This is a genomic window from Streptomyces sp. NPDC004031, from assembly GCF_053604375.1.
The window spans coordinates 1-14,408 of sequence record NZ_JBSGHL010000056.1 but is presented as its reverse complement, the minus strand read 5'-3'; the positions used below and the strand labels follow the sequence as shown (position 1 = coordinate 14,408).

The following is a 14,408-nucleotide window of genomic DNA, read 5'->3' as shown; positions in this document are numbered from 1 at the left end:
GTTCGCCATGCGGAGCACCGGGAACCCCACGCCGCTGGCGGGCGTCTTGATCCACGGTGCAGTGCGGCCTGACCCAGCCGCATGCAGGGGGACCGTCCGCAATGTCACCGATGCCTTCAGGCGAACCCGCCTGTCGAGGAGTAGCTGTTCATGAGCGAGCACCGTCGCAAGCAGCAGCCGCCGTCGCCGTCCGGCGGCCGCGCAGCCGCCCGGCGCGGGGGACAGCAGCCGACGCCCCCGCCGTCCGGCGGCCACCGGTCCGGAGGCGGCCCGCCGCCCGGTGACCGCGGCGGAAGCGACGTCCCCACCGGATCGCCGAGCGGTTCGCACGGCCGGCGGGCCGACGGCCCGGACATCATCGGGGGCGGCAGGGACTCCGGCGGTGAGCCCTACCAGGGCCGGGCGGCGGCGCGCCGCGCGGCCCAGGGGCACGGGCGGCGCCGAGGCGGCGGCGCGGGCAGCGGTCCGGGAGGTCCGGGCGGTCCGGGGGGCCCGGCGGGACGTGGCGGACGGGGGCCCGCCAGGCGCCCCGGCAAGAAGCGCTTCATCGACTACCCGCGCTTCGGCAAGGACGGCTGGCGTCGCTGGATGCCGTCCTGGCGGCAGGTCACCGCGCTCTGCGTCGGTTTCATCGGCACCCTCGTCGGCATCGCGGGCATCGCGTACGCCATGGTGGACGTCCCCGACGTGAACAAGGCCTCGCAGGCCCAGAACAACGTCTACTACTGGGCCGACGGCTCCCGCATGGTCACCGGCGGCGGTAGCGTCAACCGGCAGAACATCCCGTACGAGAAGATCCCCAAGGCCATGCGCGACGCGGTGATCTCGGCGGAGAACAAGAGCTTCGAGACGGACAAGGGCGTCGACCCGAAGGGTATTGCCCGCGCGCTGTTCAACATGGCGCGCGGCGGCGAGACCCAGGGCGGCTCGACGATCACCCAGCAGTACGTCAAGAACACCATGCTGGATCAGTCGCAGACGGTGAGCCGCAAGTTCAAAGAGCTGTTCATCTCCATAAAGGTCGGCCGGACGGTCAGCAAGAACGACATCATGTCCGGCTATCTGAACACCTCGTACTTCGGACGGGGCGCGTGGGGGCTCCAGGCCGCGGCGCAGACGTACTACGGCGTCGACGCCGAGAAGCTCAACCCCAGCCAGTGCGCGGTGCTCGCCGCGCTGCTGAAGGGCCCGACGTACTACGACCCCAACGGCAACGTGAGCATCGACAGCTCGGCGACGCCGGCCGCGAACAAGGCGCGTGCCGAATCCCGCTGGAAATCGATCCTCGACAACGAGGTGCGCTTCGGTCACATGACCGCGGCCGACCGTGCGAAGTTCACAGCCTTCCCGATGCCGCAGGGCCTCAAGGCCCAGGTCGGAATGAGCGGCCAGATCGGCTACCTGGTCTCGACGGCCAACAACTACATAATCCAGCACTCCAATCCGAAGATCACCCAGGACATGCTGGACCGGGGCGGCTATCAGATCTACACGACCTTCGACAAAGCCAAGGTCGACGCGCTGAAGACCTCCGTCGAGAAGGTCCAGGCGGAGCGGATCAAGCCCGGAGCCGGGCACATGTACACCGGCGGCGACCCCCAGTTCAAGGGCGACGCCGACACCAACGTGCAGTTCGGCGCGGCCTCCGTCGTACCGGGTGACGGCAAGATCGTGGCTCTCTACGGCGGCCCCGGCATGGACAAGGGCGAGTTCAACAACAACGCCGACACCCTGGGTGTCCCCGTCGGTTCAACCTTCAAGCCCTTCGTGCTCGCCGCCGCGATGACCTACGGCACGAACTACAGCGACGGCAAGCCGCTCACGCCGGACAGCAAGTACAACGCCGACGACCTGATCCCCATCAAGGATCACGACGGCAACCAGATCAAGACCAAGGACGGCTCGGTCTTCCGACAGAAGAACGAGTCCGGTACCAAGTGGGGCTACGTCACCTTGAACAAGGCGATGGAGCAGTCCATCAACTCCCCCTTCGTCCAGCTCGGCGAGGACGTCGGCCTGGACAAGGTGAAGGACGTCGCGCTCAAGTCCGGCATCCTCGAGGACTCGATGAAGGCCACCCAGAACGTCGCCTCGTTCTCCATCGGCACCTCGACGCCCAGCGCGATCCGTATGGCGAACGCCTACGGGACGTTCGCCGACTCGGGCGTCTCCGTCGACCCGTACTCGGTGACCAAGGTGCTGCACGACGGGGACACCGACCACGCGTTCAAGAAGCCGGAGCGCACCAAGACGGTGGCGCTCCAGCCCGCGGTCGCCGACACCGTGACCCAAGTGCTGCAGAACGTGGTGAAGAAGGGCACCGGTAAGGCTGCGCTGGCGCTGCACCGCGACGTGGCCGGCAAGACCGGTACCACCGACACCGACGGCGGTACGCGGTCGGCGTGGTTCGTCGGCTACACCCAGCAGCTGTCCACCTCGGTCGTGATGTTCCGGCAGGACTCCAAGAAGGCGCAGCTGCAGCCGATGGCCGGTACCGGTGGCCCGACGTCGACCACCCACGGTGGTGACATCCCGGCGACCATCTGGACCAACTACATGAAGGTCGCGCTCGGCAACTCCGACGACCCCGGCTTCCCGAAGCCCGGCAAGATCGGCGACGGCAAGACGATCAGCGAGGAGGGCGCGCCGTCCCCGACGCCGTCGATGACGACGTCGCCGACCCCGACCACCTCGCCGACTCCGTCGCAGACGCCCACCCAGGGCCCGACCGAGACGCCGACGTGGCAGCCGCCGACCGACACACCGTCGCCCACGGACACGCCGCGCTGCTCGATCTTCAACCCGCAGGACTGCAACAGCTCCTCGCCGACGTCCTCGCCGACGGCGACGGACACCGGGCCCCCGGGACGCAACAACAACAACGGAGGCACCCGAGGCAGCTCGGGCTGACGGCCCCCGGGAGCCCGTCCCCGCTCGGGGCCAGGCTCCCGGACCGCTGAGGCCGGGCCTTTCCCAGACCCCGTGCCGGTCGCCGATCCGCATCCGGATCGCATGACGACCGTCACGGGGTCTGCTGCACCCACAGCCCCGTACGGCAGGATGTGCGCATGACGAGCGTGCGCGATCGAGAAGAGGACGACCGGCGGGACGTTCCGGTGCGCCCCACCGACGAGGACTCGCTGGCCGCGGCCGCGAGCGAGCTGATCGGCGGCCCGGCGGGCAAGCACGCCGAGACCGGTGGGCACCGCTGGTGGACGGCGCTGCGCGTGATGGTGCTGATCGTCATCGGAATGGTCGCGCTCGGCATGGTCCAGAAGGCACCGTGCTACGACGGCGGGTGGTTCCAGGGCGGCGACGCCCAGTACATCCACGCCTGCTACTCCGACATCCCGCACCTCTACCACGACCGCGGCTTCGCCGACGACGTCGTGCCGTACTTCGACAGCATCCCCGGCTCGCTCTCCGGCAGCGGCTTCCACCACCTGGAGTACCCGGTTCTGACCGGGCTCTTCATGGAGGTCGCCTCCTGGCTGACGCCGCACGGTGGCAGCATGCAGCACCGCAGTCAGATCTTCTGGATCGTGAACTCCGGCATGCTGATGATCTGCGCGGCCGCGCTCGTCGTGCTGGTGTCCCGCACCAACCGGCGGCGGCCGTGGGACGGGCTGTTCATCGCGCTGTCCCCGGCACTGGCGCTGTCGGCCACGATCAACTGGGACCTGTTCGCCGTGGCCCTGGCCGCCGCGGGTCTGCTGCTGTGGTCGCGCAGCCGGCCGCTGGCCGCCGGTGTGCTCATCGGCCTGGCCACGTCCGCGAAGATCTACCCGGTGCTGCTGCTGCTCGCCCTGCTGCTGGTGTGCGTGCGTGCGGGCCGGATGCGGGCCTTCGGCGCGGCGCTGGGCGGCGCGGTGGGGGCCTGGCTGGTGGTCAACCTGCCGGTGATCCTGCTGGCCCGGTCCGGCTGGGAGCAGTTCTACAGCTACACCCGCTCGCGAGGCGTGGACTACGGGTCGCTGTGGCTGGTCGTCATGCAGCGCTCCGGCAACCCGCTCAGCGGGGTGAGCGCGTACGCCGCCGCACTGATGATCGTGCTGTGCGCCGCGATCGCGGGCCTCACCTTCTACGCGCCGCGCCGGCCGCGGCTCGGCCAGGTCGCCTTCCTGCTGGTGGCCGCGCTCGTGGTGAGCAACAAGGTCTACTCGCCGCAGTACGTGCTGTGGCTGCTGCCGCTGGCCGTGCTCGCCCGGCCGCGCTGGCGTGACCTGCTCATCTGGCAGGGCGCCGAGGTGCTCTACTACCTGGGCATCTGGATGGAGCTGGCCTACGTCAGCGGCGGCACCAAGCACCACGGGCTGCCCACCGACGGCTACCAGCTGGCCGTCGTGCTGCACCTGCTGGGCGTGCTCTACCTCAGCGCCGTGGTCGTCCGCGACATCCTGCGGCCCGAGCACGACGTCCTGCGGCAGGACGGCTCCGACGACCCGGTGGGCGGGGTGCTCGACGGAGCCGGGGACTCCTTCGTCCTGGCCATGGCGCCGGACCCGGGCGCCGAGCCGGAGCCGCTGCCCGCGGCGGCCGGGGTGCCCGGCCCGGCGGGCGAGCCCGGCGGCCTCGGCAGGCCCGCGGGGCCGGCCGCACCCGGCGGCGGGCCCGCGGGCGGGACGGGCTACGAGGCCTGACGGTCCACGATCCGGTCGAACTGCGTGGTGGTGTGCCGCAGGTGCGCCACCAGCTCGTCACCGACCGCGGGCGGTGCCACGTCGCCCGGCAGGAAGAGGATCGACACCTGCATGTGCGGCGGCTCGGCGAACCACCGCTGCTTGCCCGCCCAGACGAACGGCGACAGGTTGCGGTTCACCGTCGCCAGACCCGCACGGGCCACGCCCTTGGCCCGCGGCATCAGGCCGTGCAGTGCCTTGGGCGCCTCCAGGCCGACACCGTGCGAGGTGCCGCCCGCCACGACGACCAGATGGCCGGCGTCGGCGGCCTTCTCCTGCCGGTAGCCGTAGCGCTCGCCCTTGGCGATCCGGGTGACGTCGAGGACCGCGCCGCGGTACTCCGTCGCGTCGTGGTCGCCGAGCCACATCCGCGTACCGATGCGGGCGCGGAACCGGGTCTGCGGGAACTGCTGCTGGAGCGCGGCCTGCTCGGTCGCCTTGAGGTGGCTGACGAACATGGTGTGCAGCGGCAGCCGGGCGGCGCGCAGCCGCTCCATCCAGCCGAAGACCTCCTCGACCGCGTCACTGCCGTCGGGGCGGTCGAGCGGCAGGTGGATGGCGAAGCCCTCCAGCCGGACGTCGTCGATCGCGGTGTGCAGCTTGCCCAGGTCGTCCTCACCTACGCCGTGGCGCCGCATCGAGCTCATGACCTCGATGACCACCCGGGCGCCCACCAGGCCGCGCACCCCCTCGACCGAGGAGACCGAGCGGATCGCCCGGTCCGGCAGCGGCACCGGTTCCTCGCCGAGCCGGTAGGGGGTCAGGACGAGGAGGTCGCCGCCGAAAAAGTCCTTGATCCGGGCCGCTTCGTACGTCGTGCCGACGGCGAGCATGTCGGAGCGCAGCCGCGTCGCCTCGTCGGCGAGCCGCTCGTGGCCGAAGCCGTAGCCGTTGCCTTTGCAGACCGGGACTATGCCGGGGAACTGGTCGGCCACTTGCTGCTGGTGGGCGCGCCAGCGTGCGGTGTCGACATACAGCGTGAGCGCCATGGCCTGGAGGACCTTCCTGTCGTGCGTCGGCCGGTCAGCGGCGCGACATGTAGATGTCGAGAGCCTTGTGGAGCAGCTTGTTGAGCGGGAAGTCCCACTCGCCCAGGTACTCGGCGGCCTGGCCGCCGGTGCCCACCTTGAACTGGATCAGGCCGAACAGGTGGTCGGTCTCGTCGAGGGAGTCGCTGATACCGCGCAGATCGTAGACGCTGGCACCCATCGCGTACGCGTCCCGCAGCATGCGCCACTGCATCGCGTTGGACGGCCTGACCTCGCGCTTGTGGTTGGCGGAGGCGCCGTAGGAGTACCAGACGTGCCGGCCGACGGTGAGCATCGTCGCCGCCGCGACCGCCTCGCCCTCGTGCAGCGCGAGGTAGAGCCGCATCCGGTTGGCGTCCTCGGCGTTGAGCTTGGTCCACATCCGCTGGAAGTAGGCCAGCGGGCGGGGGCGGAACTGGTCGCGCACCGCGGTGATCTCGTAGAGCTGCTGCCAGGTCGGGAGGTCGTCGTAGCCGCCCTGGATGACCTGGACGCCGGCCTTCTCGGCCTTCTTGATGTTGCGGCGCCACAGCTGGTTGAAGTTCTTCAGGATGTCGTCGAGCGAGCGGTTCTCCAGCGGGACCTGGTAGACGTAGCGCGGCTGCACGTCACCGAAGCCGGCGCCGCCGTCCTCGCCCTGCTGCCAGCCCATCCGGCGCAGCCGCTCGGCCACCTCGAAGGCGCGCGGCTCGATGAAGTCGGCCTCGACGTCCCGCAGCCGCTTGATGTCCGGGTCGGCGATGCCCGCCTTGATGGTGTTGGCCTCCCAGCGGCGGATTATCACCGGTGGGCCCATCTTCACGCTGAAGGCGCCGTTCTGCTTGAGGTGGCGCAGCATCGGCTGGAGCCATTCGTCCAGGTTGGGCGCATACCAGTTGATGACGGGACCCTCGGGCATGTAGGCCAGATACCGCTTGAGCTTGGGCAGCTGCCGGTACAGGACGAGGCCGACGCCGACCAGCCGGCCGCCGCCCTTGGACAGCTGGCCGGGCTGCTCGTCGAACCAGCCGAGGCTCTCCGACCGCCACTCGGACTTCACGTCGGCCCATGCGGGGACCTGGCAGTGGCTCGCCGAGGGCAGACTCTGGATGTATGCCAGGTGCTGCTCTCGGGTGATGGTCCTCAGGGTCAGACTCATGCGGGGCGCTCCCCATGCTCACGACTGCGGGGTTATCTGGCCCGAAGCCTACTGCTCAGGGGTAGCGCCCCCACCAGCCCTGTGGACAACGGCGCGGCTTTTCCACAGCCCGCCGGACCGTCGGCGCGGCAGCTACCAGAGCCCGCCGGTCAGGCCACCGTGCGCCACCCCGATGTAGAAGCCGACCGCGGACATGCCGAGGCCGACGATCAGGGCGAAGCGCTCGATCGTCGTGACGGAGATGAACTGGCCCCAGCCGCCGGTGAAGATGCCGACGATCCCGGTCCAGGAACTGAGCAGATGCAGGCTGTTGAAGGCCGAGGAGATGATCGAGATCCCGCCCAGGACGAGGGTGAGGATCGCGAGCGAGTTCACCAGGGGATGGGGCCGGCCGTCGGTGTTGAAGGTGAGGCGGTGGGTTCGTGCCGCGTGCTGTGCCATGGAGTACCTCCGTGACGGAGTCGTGGCGCGCTGTGGCGCCTGACACACCCGATGTGTACAGATTGCGGTCATTAGGGGGCGGATTTCAACCCGAGAGCACCAGCCGGTACTGTGTACGGTCTGCACCGGTGTCTGCGCTGGCCCGGTCGGGCAGTCCGGGGGAACACCTCCGGCTGTCAGTGGCCCGCGCTACCGTTGCGACGCAGATACAAACCCTCCTGCCACGGAAACGCCGTGGCCGCTGAGTCCAAAGGAGGTGGGTTCACCTATGCGTCACTACGAGCTCATGCTCATCCTCGACCCCGATCTTGAGGAGCGCTCTGTCGCCCCCCTGATCGAGTCCTTCCTGTCCGTCGTCCGCAACGGCGGCGGCAGCGTGGAGAAGGTCGACACCTGGGGCCGTCGTCGTCTCGCTTATGAGATCAACAAGAAGCCCGAGGGCATCTACTCGGTCGTCGACCTGAAGGCATCGCCGGAGGTCGTCAAGGAGCTGGACCGCCAGCTCAACCTGAACGAGTCGGTGCTGCGGACCAAGGTCCTCCGTCCGGAACTGCACTAGTACCGGACTCCGAGTAGCTAGCCAGCACTACCCAGAGCCAGTCGAGAGGTCACCCCATGGCAGGCGAGACCGTCATCACGGTCGTCGGCAATCTCGTCGACGACCCCGAGCTGCGCTTCACCCCGTCCGGTGCGGCGGTCGCGAAGTTCCGTGTCGCGTCCACTCCCCGCACGTTCGACCGGCAGACCAATGAGTGGAAGGACGGCGAGAGCCTGTTCCTGACCTGCTCGGTCTGGCGTCAGGCGGCGGAGAACGTTGCAGAGTCGCTGCAGCGCGGCATGCGCGTCATCGTGCAGGGCCGCCTCAAGCAGCGGTCCTACGAGGACCGCGAGGGCGTCAAGCGGACGGTCTACGAACTGGACGTCGAAGAAGTGGGCGCCAGCCTGCGCAGTGCCACGGCCAAGGTCACCAAGACCAGCGGCGGTGGCGGACGCAGCCAGGGCGGCTACGGCGGTGGCGGTGGCGGCGGCCAGCAGGGTGGCGGCGGCTGGGGCGGCGGCCCCGGCGGCGGCTCCGGCGGCGGGGCTCCCGCCGACGACCCCTGGGCCACCAGCGCGCCGGCCGGCGGCGGCCAGCAGGGCGGTGGTGGCGGTGGCGGTGGCGGCTGGGGCGGCGGCTCCGGCGGTTCCGGTGGCGGCTACTCGGACGAGCCGCCCTTCTAGGGCGGATCCTCACTCACTTCTTGATCGCATAGGAGAATCACCATGGCGAAGCCGCCTCCGCGCAAGCCGAAGAAGAAGGTCTGCGCGTTCTGCAAGGACAAGACCGTGTACGTGGACTACAAGGACACGAACATGCTGCGGAAGTTCATTTCCGACCGCGGCAAGATCCGTGCCCGCCGCGTCACCGGCAACTGCACGCAGCACCAGCGTGACGTCGCCACGGCCGTCAAGAACAGCCGTGAGATGGCGCTGCTGCCGTACACGTCGACCGCTCGATAAGGAAGGGTGACCGTAATGTCGAAGATCATCCTTACCAACGAGGTCAGCGGCCTCGGTGCCGCCGGCGACGTCGTCGACGTCAAGCCGGGCTACGCCCGCAACTACCTGATCCCGCGGGGCTTCGCCATCGCGTGGACCAAGGGTGGCGAGAAGGACGTCGAGCAGATCCGCCGTGCCCGCCGTATCCGCGAGATCCACTCGCTGGAGGACGCGAACGCGGTCAAGGGTCAGCTGGAGGCCGTCAAGGTCAAGCTGAGCACCCGCGCCGGCGACACCGGCCGTCTGTTCGGCTCCATCACCCCGGCCGACATCGCCGCGGCGATCAAGGCCGCCGGTGGTCCGGCCGTCGACAAGCGCCGGGTCGAGGTCGGTGCGCCGATCAAGACGCTCGGTGCGCACAAGGTGTCCGTGCGGCTGCACGCCGAGGTCGAGGCTGTCCTCGACCTGGAGGTCGTCGCGGCGTAACGCGCCTTTTGCTCGGTATGGCGCGGATGCCGTCGATGTTCCACGTGGAACACCGGCGGCGCCCGCACCGTCACGACGCAACGGAGGGCCGGGTATCCCCAGCGGGGGTGCCCGGCCCTCCGGTCTGTCCGGCCGTCCTCGGTCCGTCCGGCCGCTTCCGGTCGGCCCGGTCCGCTCCCTTGCCGGTCGGCGGGGCGGCTCCCGGCCCCTCTGCTCCCGGCCCCGGCCTCCCGGCTCCCGGCCTCCCAGCTCCCGCGCCGACCGTTTCAGCGCGCGGCGCCGGTGACCACCCAGCGGCCGGAGCGGGCCCGCAGCCACAGTGCGACGAGCCGGGTCAGCATCATGAGCGTCATGGCCCACCACAGGGCCGTCAGTCCCGCCCCGAGCGCCGGGACGGCGAGCGCGGCCGGGGCGAAGACCGCCAGCGTCACCAGCATCGACCAGGCCAGGTACGGCCCGTCCCCGGCGCCCATCAGCACACCGTCCAGGACGAAGACCACCCCGCACAGCGGCTGCGACACGGCCACCACCAGCAGCGCGGAGGCCAGCGCGGACCGCACGGCCGGATCGGAGCTGAACAGCGGGCCGATCAGCGGCCGGGACAGCGCCACCAGCAGTCCGAGGACCACCCCGCAGGCCACGCCCCACTCGATCATCCGGCGGCACGCGGCCCGCGCCCCCTCGGGGTCGTCCGCCCCCAGGTAGCGGCCGATGATGGCCTGGCCCGCGATGGCGATGGCGTCCAGCGCGAAGGCGAGCAGCGACCAGACCGTCAATGTGATCTGGTGGGCGGCCACGGAGGTGTCCCCCAGCCGGGCGGCGACCGCGGTGGCGATCATCAGCACCGCCCGCAGGCTGACGGTGCGCACCAGCAGCGGCAGTCCGGCACGGGCGCAGGCCCGTATCCCGGCGGCGTCCGGACGCAGGCCCGCCCACCAGGGCCCCGTGCCGCCGTCCGCCACGGCCTGGCGGCGGATACCGCGGACGACGACCCAGAGGTAGACAGCGGCCATGCCGTTCTGCGCGATGACCGTGCCCCACGCGGAGCCCGCGATGCCGAGACCGGCACCGTAGACGAGCGCGGCGTTGAGCCCCGCGTTCGCGGCGAAGCCGCCCACGGCGACGTAGAGCGGTGTGCGGGTGTCCTGGAGGCCGCGCAGCACGCCGGTGGCGGCCAGCACCACGAGCATGGCGGGGATGCCGAGGGAGCTGATCCGCAGATACGTGGTCGCGTAGGGGGAGGCGGTGCCGGACGCCCCGAAGAGGCTCACCAGGGCGGGCGCCGTGGGCAGCACGGCGGCGATCACCGCGCCGCCCAGCAGCAGGGCGAGCCAGATGCCGTCCACCCCCTGGCGCAGGGCGGCGGACAGGTCACCGGCGCCGACCCGGCGGGAGACCGCGGCGGTGGTGGCGTAGGCGAGGAAGACGAAGATGTTGACGGCGGTGGTGAGCAGCGCCGCGGCGACGCCGAGCCCGGCGAGCTGGGCCGTGCCGAGGTGGCCGACGATCGCGCTGTCGACCATCACGAAGAGTGGTTCGGCGACGAGGGCGCCGAAGGCGGGCAGGGCGAGGGTGAGGATTTCGCGGTCGTGGCGGCGCCTGGCCGCCGGTGCGCGGCGCGGGCTGCGGCCGGGGGCAGGCTCGGTGGTGCCAGGGGGTTCGACGGCGTGATGCACAAGCACAGCTTAATCGTCCACAAGTAAGAGGTGGAAGTGCTGAGGGACTCTTACCTCTGACTGCGTAGCGTGATCTCCTCCGCGTCGTTTGTGGCGATCTTGGCGGCACGGAAAAAGTTTTTCTCCTGCACAGGCTATGGATGAAGAAGATGCAGGTCAGGGCCTCTCCCCCGGGGAGGCGCGCAGCTTGTCCACAGCACTGTCCCAAGGCCTGTACACAGGTTGAGGGCAGTTCTCCACAGGTATGCAGCCGTCGTCCACACCCCCTGTGGATAACCGCCTTGGTCCGGGCCGCCAGGAGCCCTACCGTGGACCCCTCCCCCGGTGTGCCGCGAGCGGCGTGACGCGGCACCTCACGGCGCGGCGCGACGCGTGCGCGGCGCCCACCGGGCGGATCAAGGATCGGAGCGGTGCCATGAAAGAGTGGCACGCACGCGGGGTCCGGCCGGACCGGCCGGATGGGAGGAGGTGGCGGGCGTGAGCCAGCCAGAACCCGCCGACGACCACTGGCCGGACCTCCCGCCCGGTGAGCGCCAGGGGCCCGCCACCGGGGTCAGCCCCTTCCGCAAGAAGTCCGCCCAGGACGACACCCGCTACGCCGAGGGCGGCGGCGGCTTCGAGCGCGTCCCGCCGCAGGACCTGGACGCCGAGCAGTCCGTGCTCGGCGGCATGCTGCTGTCCAAGGACGCCATCGCCGACGTCGTCGAGGTCCTCAAGGGCGCCGACTTCTACCGGCCCGCGCACGAGACCATCTACCAGGCGATCCTCGACCTCTACGCCCGGGGCGAGCCCGCCGACCCCATCACCACCGCGGCCGAGCTCACCAAGCGCGGCGAACTGGCCCGGATCGGCGGCTCCCCGTACCTGCACACCCTCGTCAACGCGGTGCCCACCGCCGCGAACGCGGAGTTCTACGCCGAGATCGTCCACGAGCGGGCGGTGCTGCGCCGCCTCGTCGAGGCCGGTACGCGCATCACCCAGATGGGATACGCCGCCGACGGCGACGTCGACGAGATCGTCAACAGCGCGCAGGCCGAGATCTACGCGGTCACCGAGCAGCGCACCTCCGAGGACTACCTGCCGCTCGGCGACATCATGGAGGGCGCCCTCGACGAGATCGAGGCGATCGGCTCCCGCAGCGGCCAGATGTCCGGCGTCCCCACCGGCTTCGCCGACCTGGACTCGCTCACCAACGGTCTGCACCCCGGTCAGATGATCGTCATCGCCGCCCGCCCGGCGATGGGCAAGTCCACCCTCGCGCTGGACTTCGCCCGGACGTGCTCCATCGCCAACAAGATGCCCAGCGTCATCTTCTCCCTGGAGATGGGCCGCAACGAGATCGCGATGCGACTGCTGTCCGCCGAGGCCAGGGTCGCACTGCACCACATGCGGTCGGGCACGATGACCGACGACGACTGGACCAAGGTCGCCCGCCGGATGTCCGACGTCACCGAGGCGCCGCTCTACATCGACGACTCGCCCAACCTGTCGATGATGGAGATCCGCGCGAAGTGCCGCCGCCTCAAGCAGCGCAACGACCTGCGGCTGGTCGTCATCGACTACCTCCAGCTCATGCAGTCCGGCGGCTCCCGCCGCCCGGAGAGCCGCCAGCAGGAGGTCTCCGACATGTCCCGAAACCTCAAGCTCCTGGCCAAGGAACTGGAAGTCCCGGTCATCGCCCTCAGCCAGCTCAACCGAGGCCCCGAGCAGCGCACCGACAAGAAGCCGATGGTCTCCGACCTGCGCGAGTCCGGCTCCATCGAGCAGGACGCCGACATGGTCATCCTCCTGCACCGCGAGGACGCCTACGAGAAGGAGTCCCCCCGCGCCGGCGAGGCCGACCTGATCGTCGCCAAGCACCGCAACGGCCCCACGGCCACCATCACCGTGGCCTTCCAGGGCCACTACTCCCGCTTCGTGGACATGGCCCAGACCTGAGCCGGCTCGGCGTTCCCGGCTTCGGCGGGCCGCGGGGTCCGTCGGGGCGAGTTTCGGGAACCGACCCGGAAGCCGCCCTCCGGTAGTGGGCACGCCTATGCTGCCGGGATGATCAAGCCTGTTGAGCTGGTGATATTCGACTGCGACGGGGTGCTCGTCGACAGTGAGCGCATCGCGGTGCGCGTGCAGGTGGGGCTCGGGGCCGAGTTGGGGTGGGCGCTGGACGAGGCGGAGGTCGTCGAGCGGTTCATCGGGCGGTCGCATGCGGCGATCCGCGAGCAGGTCGCCGAGCGGCTGGGGGAGGAGGTCGCGGGGGTGTGGGCCGAGCGGTTCGAGGAGCGGCACCGGGTGGCGGTGGACGCCGATCTCGTCGCGGTGGACGGACTGCCCGAGGCGCTCGCGGCGATCGTGCTGCCGACCTGTGTGGCCTCCAGCGGCTCGCACGAGAAGATGCGGCACACCCTGGGGCGTACCGGGCTCTACGAGCACTTCGCGGGGCGGATCTTCAGCGCCGCCGAGGTCGCCCGGGGCAAGCCCGCGCCCGACCTCTTCCTGCACGCCGCCCGGCGTATGGGGGTGGACCCCGCCGCGTGCGTGGTCGTCGAGGACAGCCGGCCGGGCGTCACGGCGGCGCGGGCCGCGGGGATGCGGGCTTTCGGGTACGCGGGCGGGCTCACCCCGGCCGAGCGGCTCGCCGGGCCCGGGACGACGGTCTTCCACGACATGCGGGAGCTGCCCGCGCTGCTCGCCGGATGACGGGACGCCCCCGCGGCCGCGGGGAGGCGGCTGCGGGGGCGTCGGTCGGCGGGGAGAGGGGTCAGGTGGTGGTCCAGACGAAGGTGGCCGAACCGGCGGCGCCGGTCGTGGCCTTCGCTGTGACGGTGACGGTCCAGCTGCCCTTAGCGGTGGCCGCGCCGGTGAAGGTGCCGTCGGCGCTCAGCGTGATGCCGGGCGGCAGGCCCGTCGCGGTGTAGGTGTGGTGCGCGGCGGCGTCGGCCGGGTCGAAGGCCCAGTCGACGGCGGAGCGCACGGGGCTGCTCATGCCGTGCGGGTTGGGTACGGACAGCGCGCCCGCGGTCGCGGCGGGGGCGGAGTCCGCGGCGGCGGCCTGCGGGGACAGGGCCGCCGCGATGGCGCCGTTGACCGTGGTCGGCACGTTGAGCGTGCCGGTCACCGGCAGGCTGCGGGAGGAGTCGCCGACCAGGATCTGGTAATTGCCCGCGGCCGTGGTCCAGTTGTTGCTGCCGGTGCTCCAGGACGCCAGGTCGTGGGTGCTGACGGTGAACGTCAGCGTCTGCGACTGGCCCGGGTTCAGCGTGACGCGCTGGTAGCCGCGCAGCTGGTGCGGCGGTTCACCGGACGCGGCCGGGAAGCCGACGTAGAGCTGCGCCACGTCGGTACCGGCCCGGGACCCGGTGTTGGTCACCGTGACGTGGACCGTCGCGTTGCCGCCGCTGAGCGCCCCGACCTGGAGGTTGCTGTAGCCGAAGGTGGTGTAGGACAGCCCGAAGCCGAACGGGAAGAGCGGCTCGATGTTCTTGGC

The 14,408-nt window shown here is 70.6% G+C and carries 13 protein-coding genes; 8 read left to right on the top strand and 5 right to left on the bottom strand.

Annotated features, from left to right (window positions below):
• The first annotated feature begins 150 nt into the window (after nucleotides 1–150).
• Nucleotides 151–2,910 carry a transglycosylase domain-containing protein gene (locus ACWERV_RS28770; RefSeq protein WP_452938471.1) on the top strand — a complete coding sequence of 920 codons (2,760 nt, stop codon included), beginning with the start codon at nucleotides 151–153 and terminating at the stop codon, nucleotides 2,908–2,910.
• Nucleotides 2,911–3,068: 158 nt separating this feature from the next.
• The gene (locus ACWERV_RS28765) at nucleotides 3,069–4,640 is read left to right on the top strand and encodes a glycosyltransferase family 87 protein (protein WP_452938468.1); all 1,572 of its coding nucleotides are present in this window, start codon (nucleotides 3,069–3,071) and stop codon (nucleotides 4,638–4,640) included.
• Here ACWERV_RS28765 and ACWERV_RS28760 read toward each other — a convergent pair.
• The 3 genes from ACWERV_RS28760 to ACWERV_RS28750 all read right to left on the bottom strand — a co-directional run bounded on the left by ACWERV_RS28760 (nucleotide 4,628) and on the right by ACWERV_RS28750 (nucleotide 7,286).
• The gene (locus ACWERV_RS28760; protein WP_398175164.1) at nucleotides 4,628–5,668 is read right to left on the bottom strand and encodes an alanine racemase; all 1,041 of its coding nucleotides are present in this window, start codon (nucleotides 5,666–5,668) and stop codon (nucleotides 4,628–4,630) included. The two genes, ACWERV_RS28765 and ACWERV_RS28760, sit on opposite strands and share 13 nt — an antisense overlap.
• Before the next feature lie 34 nt (nucleotides 5,669–5,702).
• On the bottom strand, nucleotides 5,703–6,845 hold the full coding sequence (locus tag ACWERV_RS28755; RefSeq protein ID WP_398175166.1) for a lipid II:glycine glycyltransferase FemX: 1,143 nt from the start codon (nucleotides 6,843–6,845) through the stop codon (nucleotides 5,703–5,705).
• Between the two features lie 132 nt (nucleotides 6,846–6,977).
• Nucleotides 6,978–7,286 carry a hypothetical protein gene (locus tag ACWERV_RS28750; RefSeq protein ID WP_398175168.1) on the bottom strand — a complete coding sequence of 103 codons (309 nt, stop codon included), beginning with the start codon at nucleotides 7,284–7,286 and terminating at the stop codon, nucleotides 6,978–6,980.
• A gap of 268 nt (nucleotides 7,287–7,554) precedes the next feature.
• On the opposite strand from ACWERV_RS28750, the gene rpsF reads away from it, so the two are divergent.
• The 4 genes from rpsF to rplI are packed head-to-tail and all read left to right on the top strand — an operon-like array spanning nucleotide 7,555 to nucleotide 9,251.
• A complete protein-coding gene (gene rpsF / locus ACWERV_RS28745; RefSeq protein WP_031512681.1) occupies nucleotides 7,555–7,845 on the top strand; it encodes a 30S ribosomal protein S6 in 291 nt (96 codons plus the stop codon).
• 56 nt (nucleotides 7,846–7,901) lie between these two features.
• On the top strand, nucleotides 7,902–8,507 hold the full coding sequence (locus ACWERV_RS28740) for a single-stranded DNA-binding protein (protein ID WP_452938464.1): 606 nt from the start codon (nucleotides 7,902–7,904) through the stop codon (nucleotides 8,505–8,507).
• Nucleotides 8,508–8,549: 42 nt separating this feature from the next.
• The gene (gene rpsR / locus ACWERV_RS28735) at nucleotides 8,550–8,786 is read left to right on the top strand and encodes a 30S ribosomal protein S18 (protein ID WP_031512678.1); all 237 of its coding nucleotides are present in this window, start codon (nucleotides 8,550–8,552) and stop codon (nucleotides 8,784–8,786) included.
• Between the two features lie 15 nt (nucleotides 8,787–8,801).
• Nucleotides 8,802–9,251 (top strand): 50S ribosomal protein L9, encoded by a 450-nt coding sequence (gene rplI / locus ACWERV_RS28730; RefSeq protein WP_398175173.1) that lies wholly within the window; start codon nucleotides 8,802–8,804, stop codon nucleotides 9,249–9,251.
• 266 nt (nucleotides 9,252–9,517) lie between these two features.
• Here rplI and ACWERV_RS28725 read toward each other — a convergent pair whose 3' ends face one another.
• Nucleotides 9,518–10,831 (bottom strand): MATE family efflux transporter, encoded by a 1,314-nt coding sequence (locus ACWERV_RS28725; protein WP_452938525.1) that lies wholly within the window; start codon nucleotides 10,829–10,831, stop codon nucleotides 9,518–9,520.
• A gap of 573 nt (nucleotides 10,832–11,404) precedes the next feature.
• On the opposite strand from ACWERV_RS28725, the gene dnaB reads away from it, so the two are divergent.
• Nucleotides 11,405–12,865: a replicative DNA helicase gene (dnaB, locus tag ACWERV_RS28720; protein ID WP_452938459.1), complete on the top strand. Its 1,461-nt coding sequence runs from the start codon at nucleotides 11,405–11,407 to the stop codon at nucleotides 12,863–12,865.
• 108 nt (nucleotides 12,866–12,973) lie between these two features.
• Complete coding sequence (locus tag ACWERV_RS28715) at nucleotides 12,974–13,621, top strand: HAD family hydrolase (protein WP_452938456.1); 648 nt, start codon at nucleotides 12,974–12,976, stop codon at nucleotides 13,619–13,621.
• A gap of 61 nt (nucleotides 13,622–13,682) precedes the next feature.
• On the opposite strand, the gene ACWERV_RS28710 is transcribed toward ACWERV_RS28715, so the two are convergent.
• The coding region (locus tag ACWERV_RS28710; protein WP_452938454.1) for a fibronectin type III-like domain-contianing protein at nucleotides 13,683–14,408 on the bottom strand (726 nt) is incomplete at its 5' end.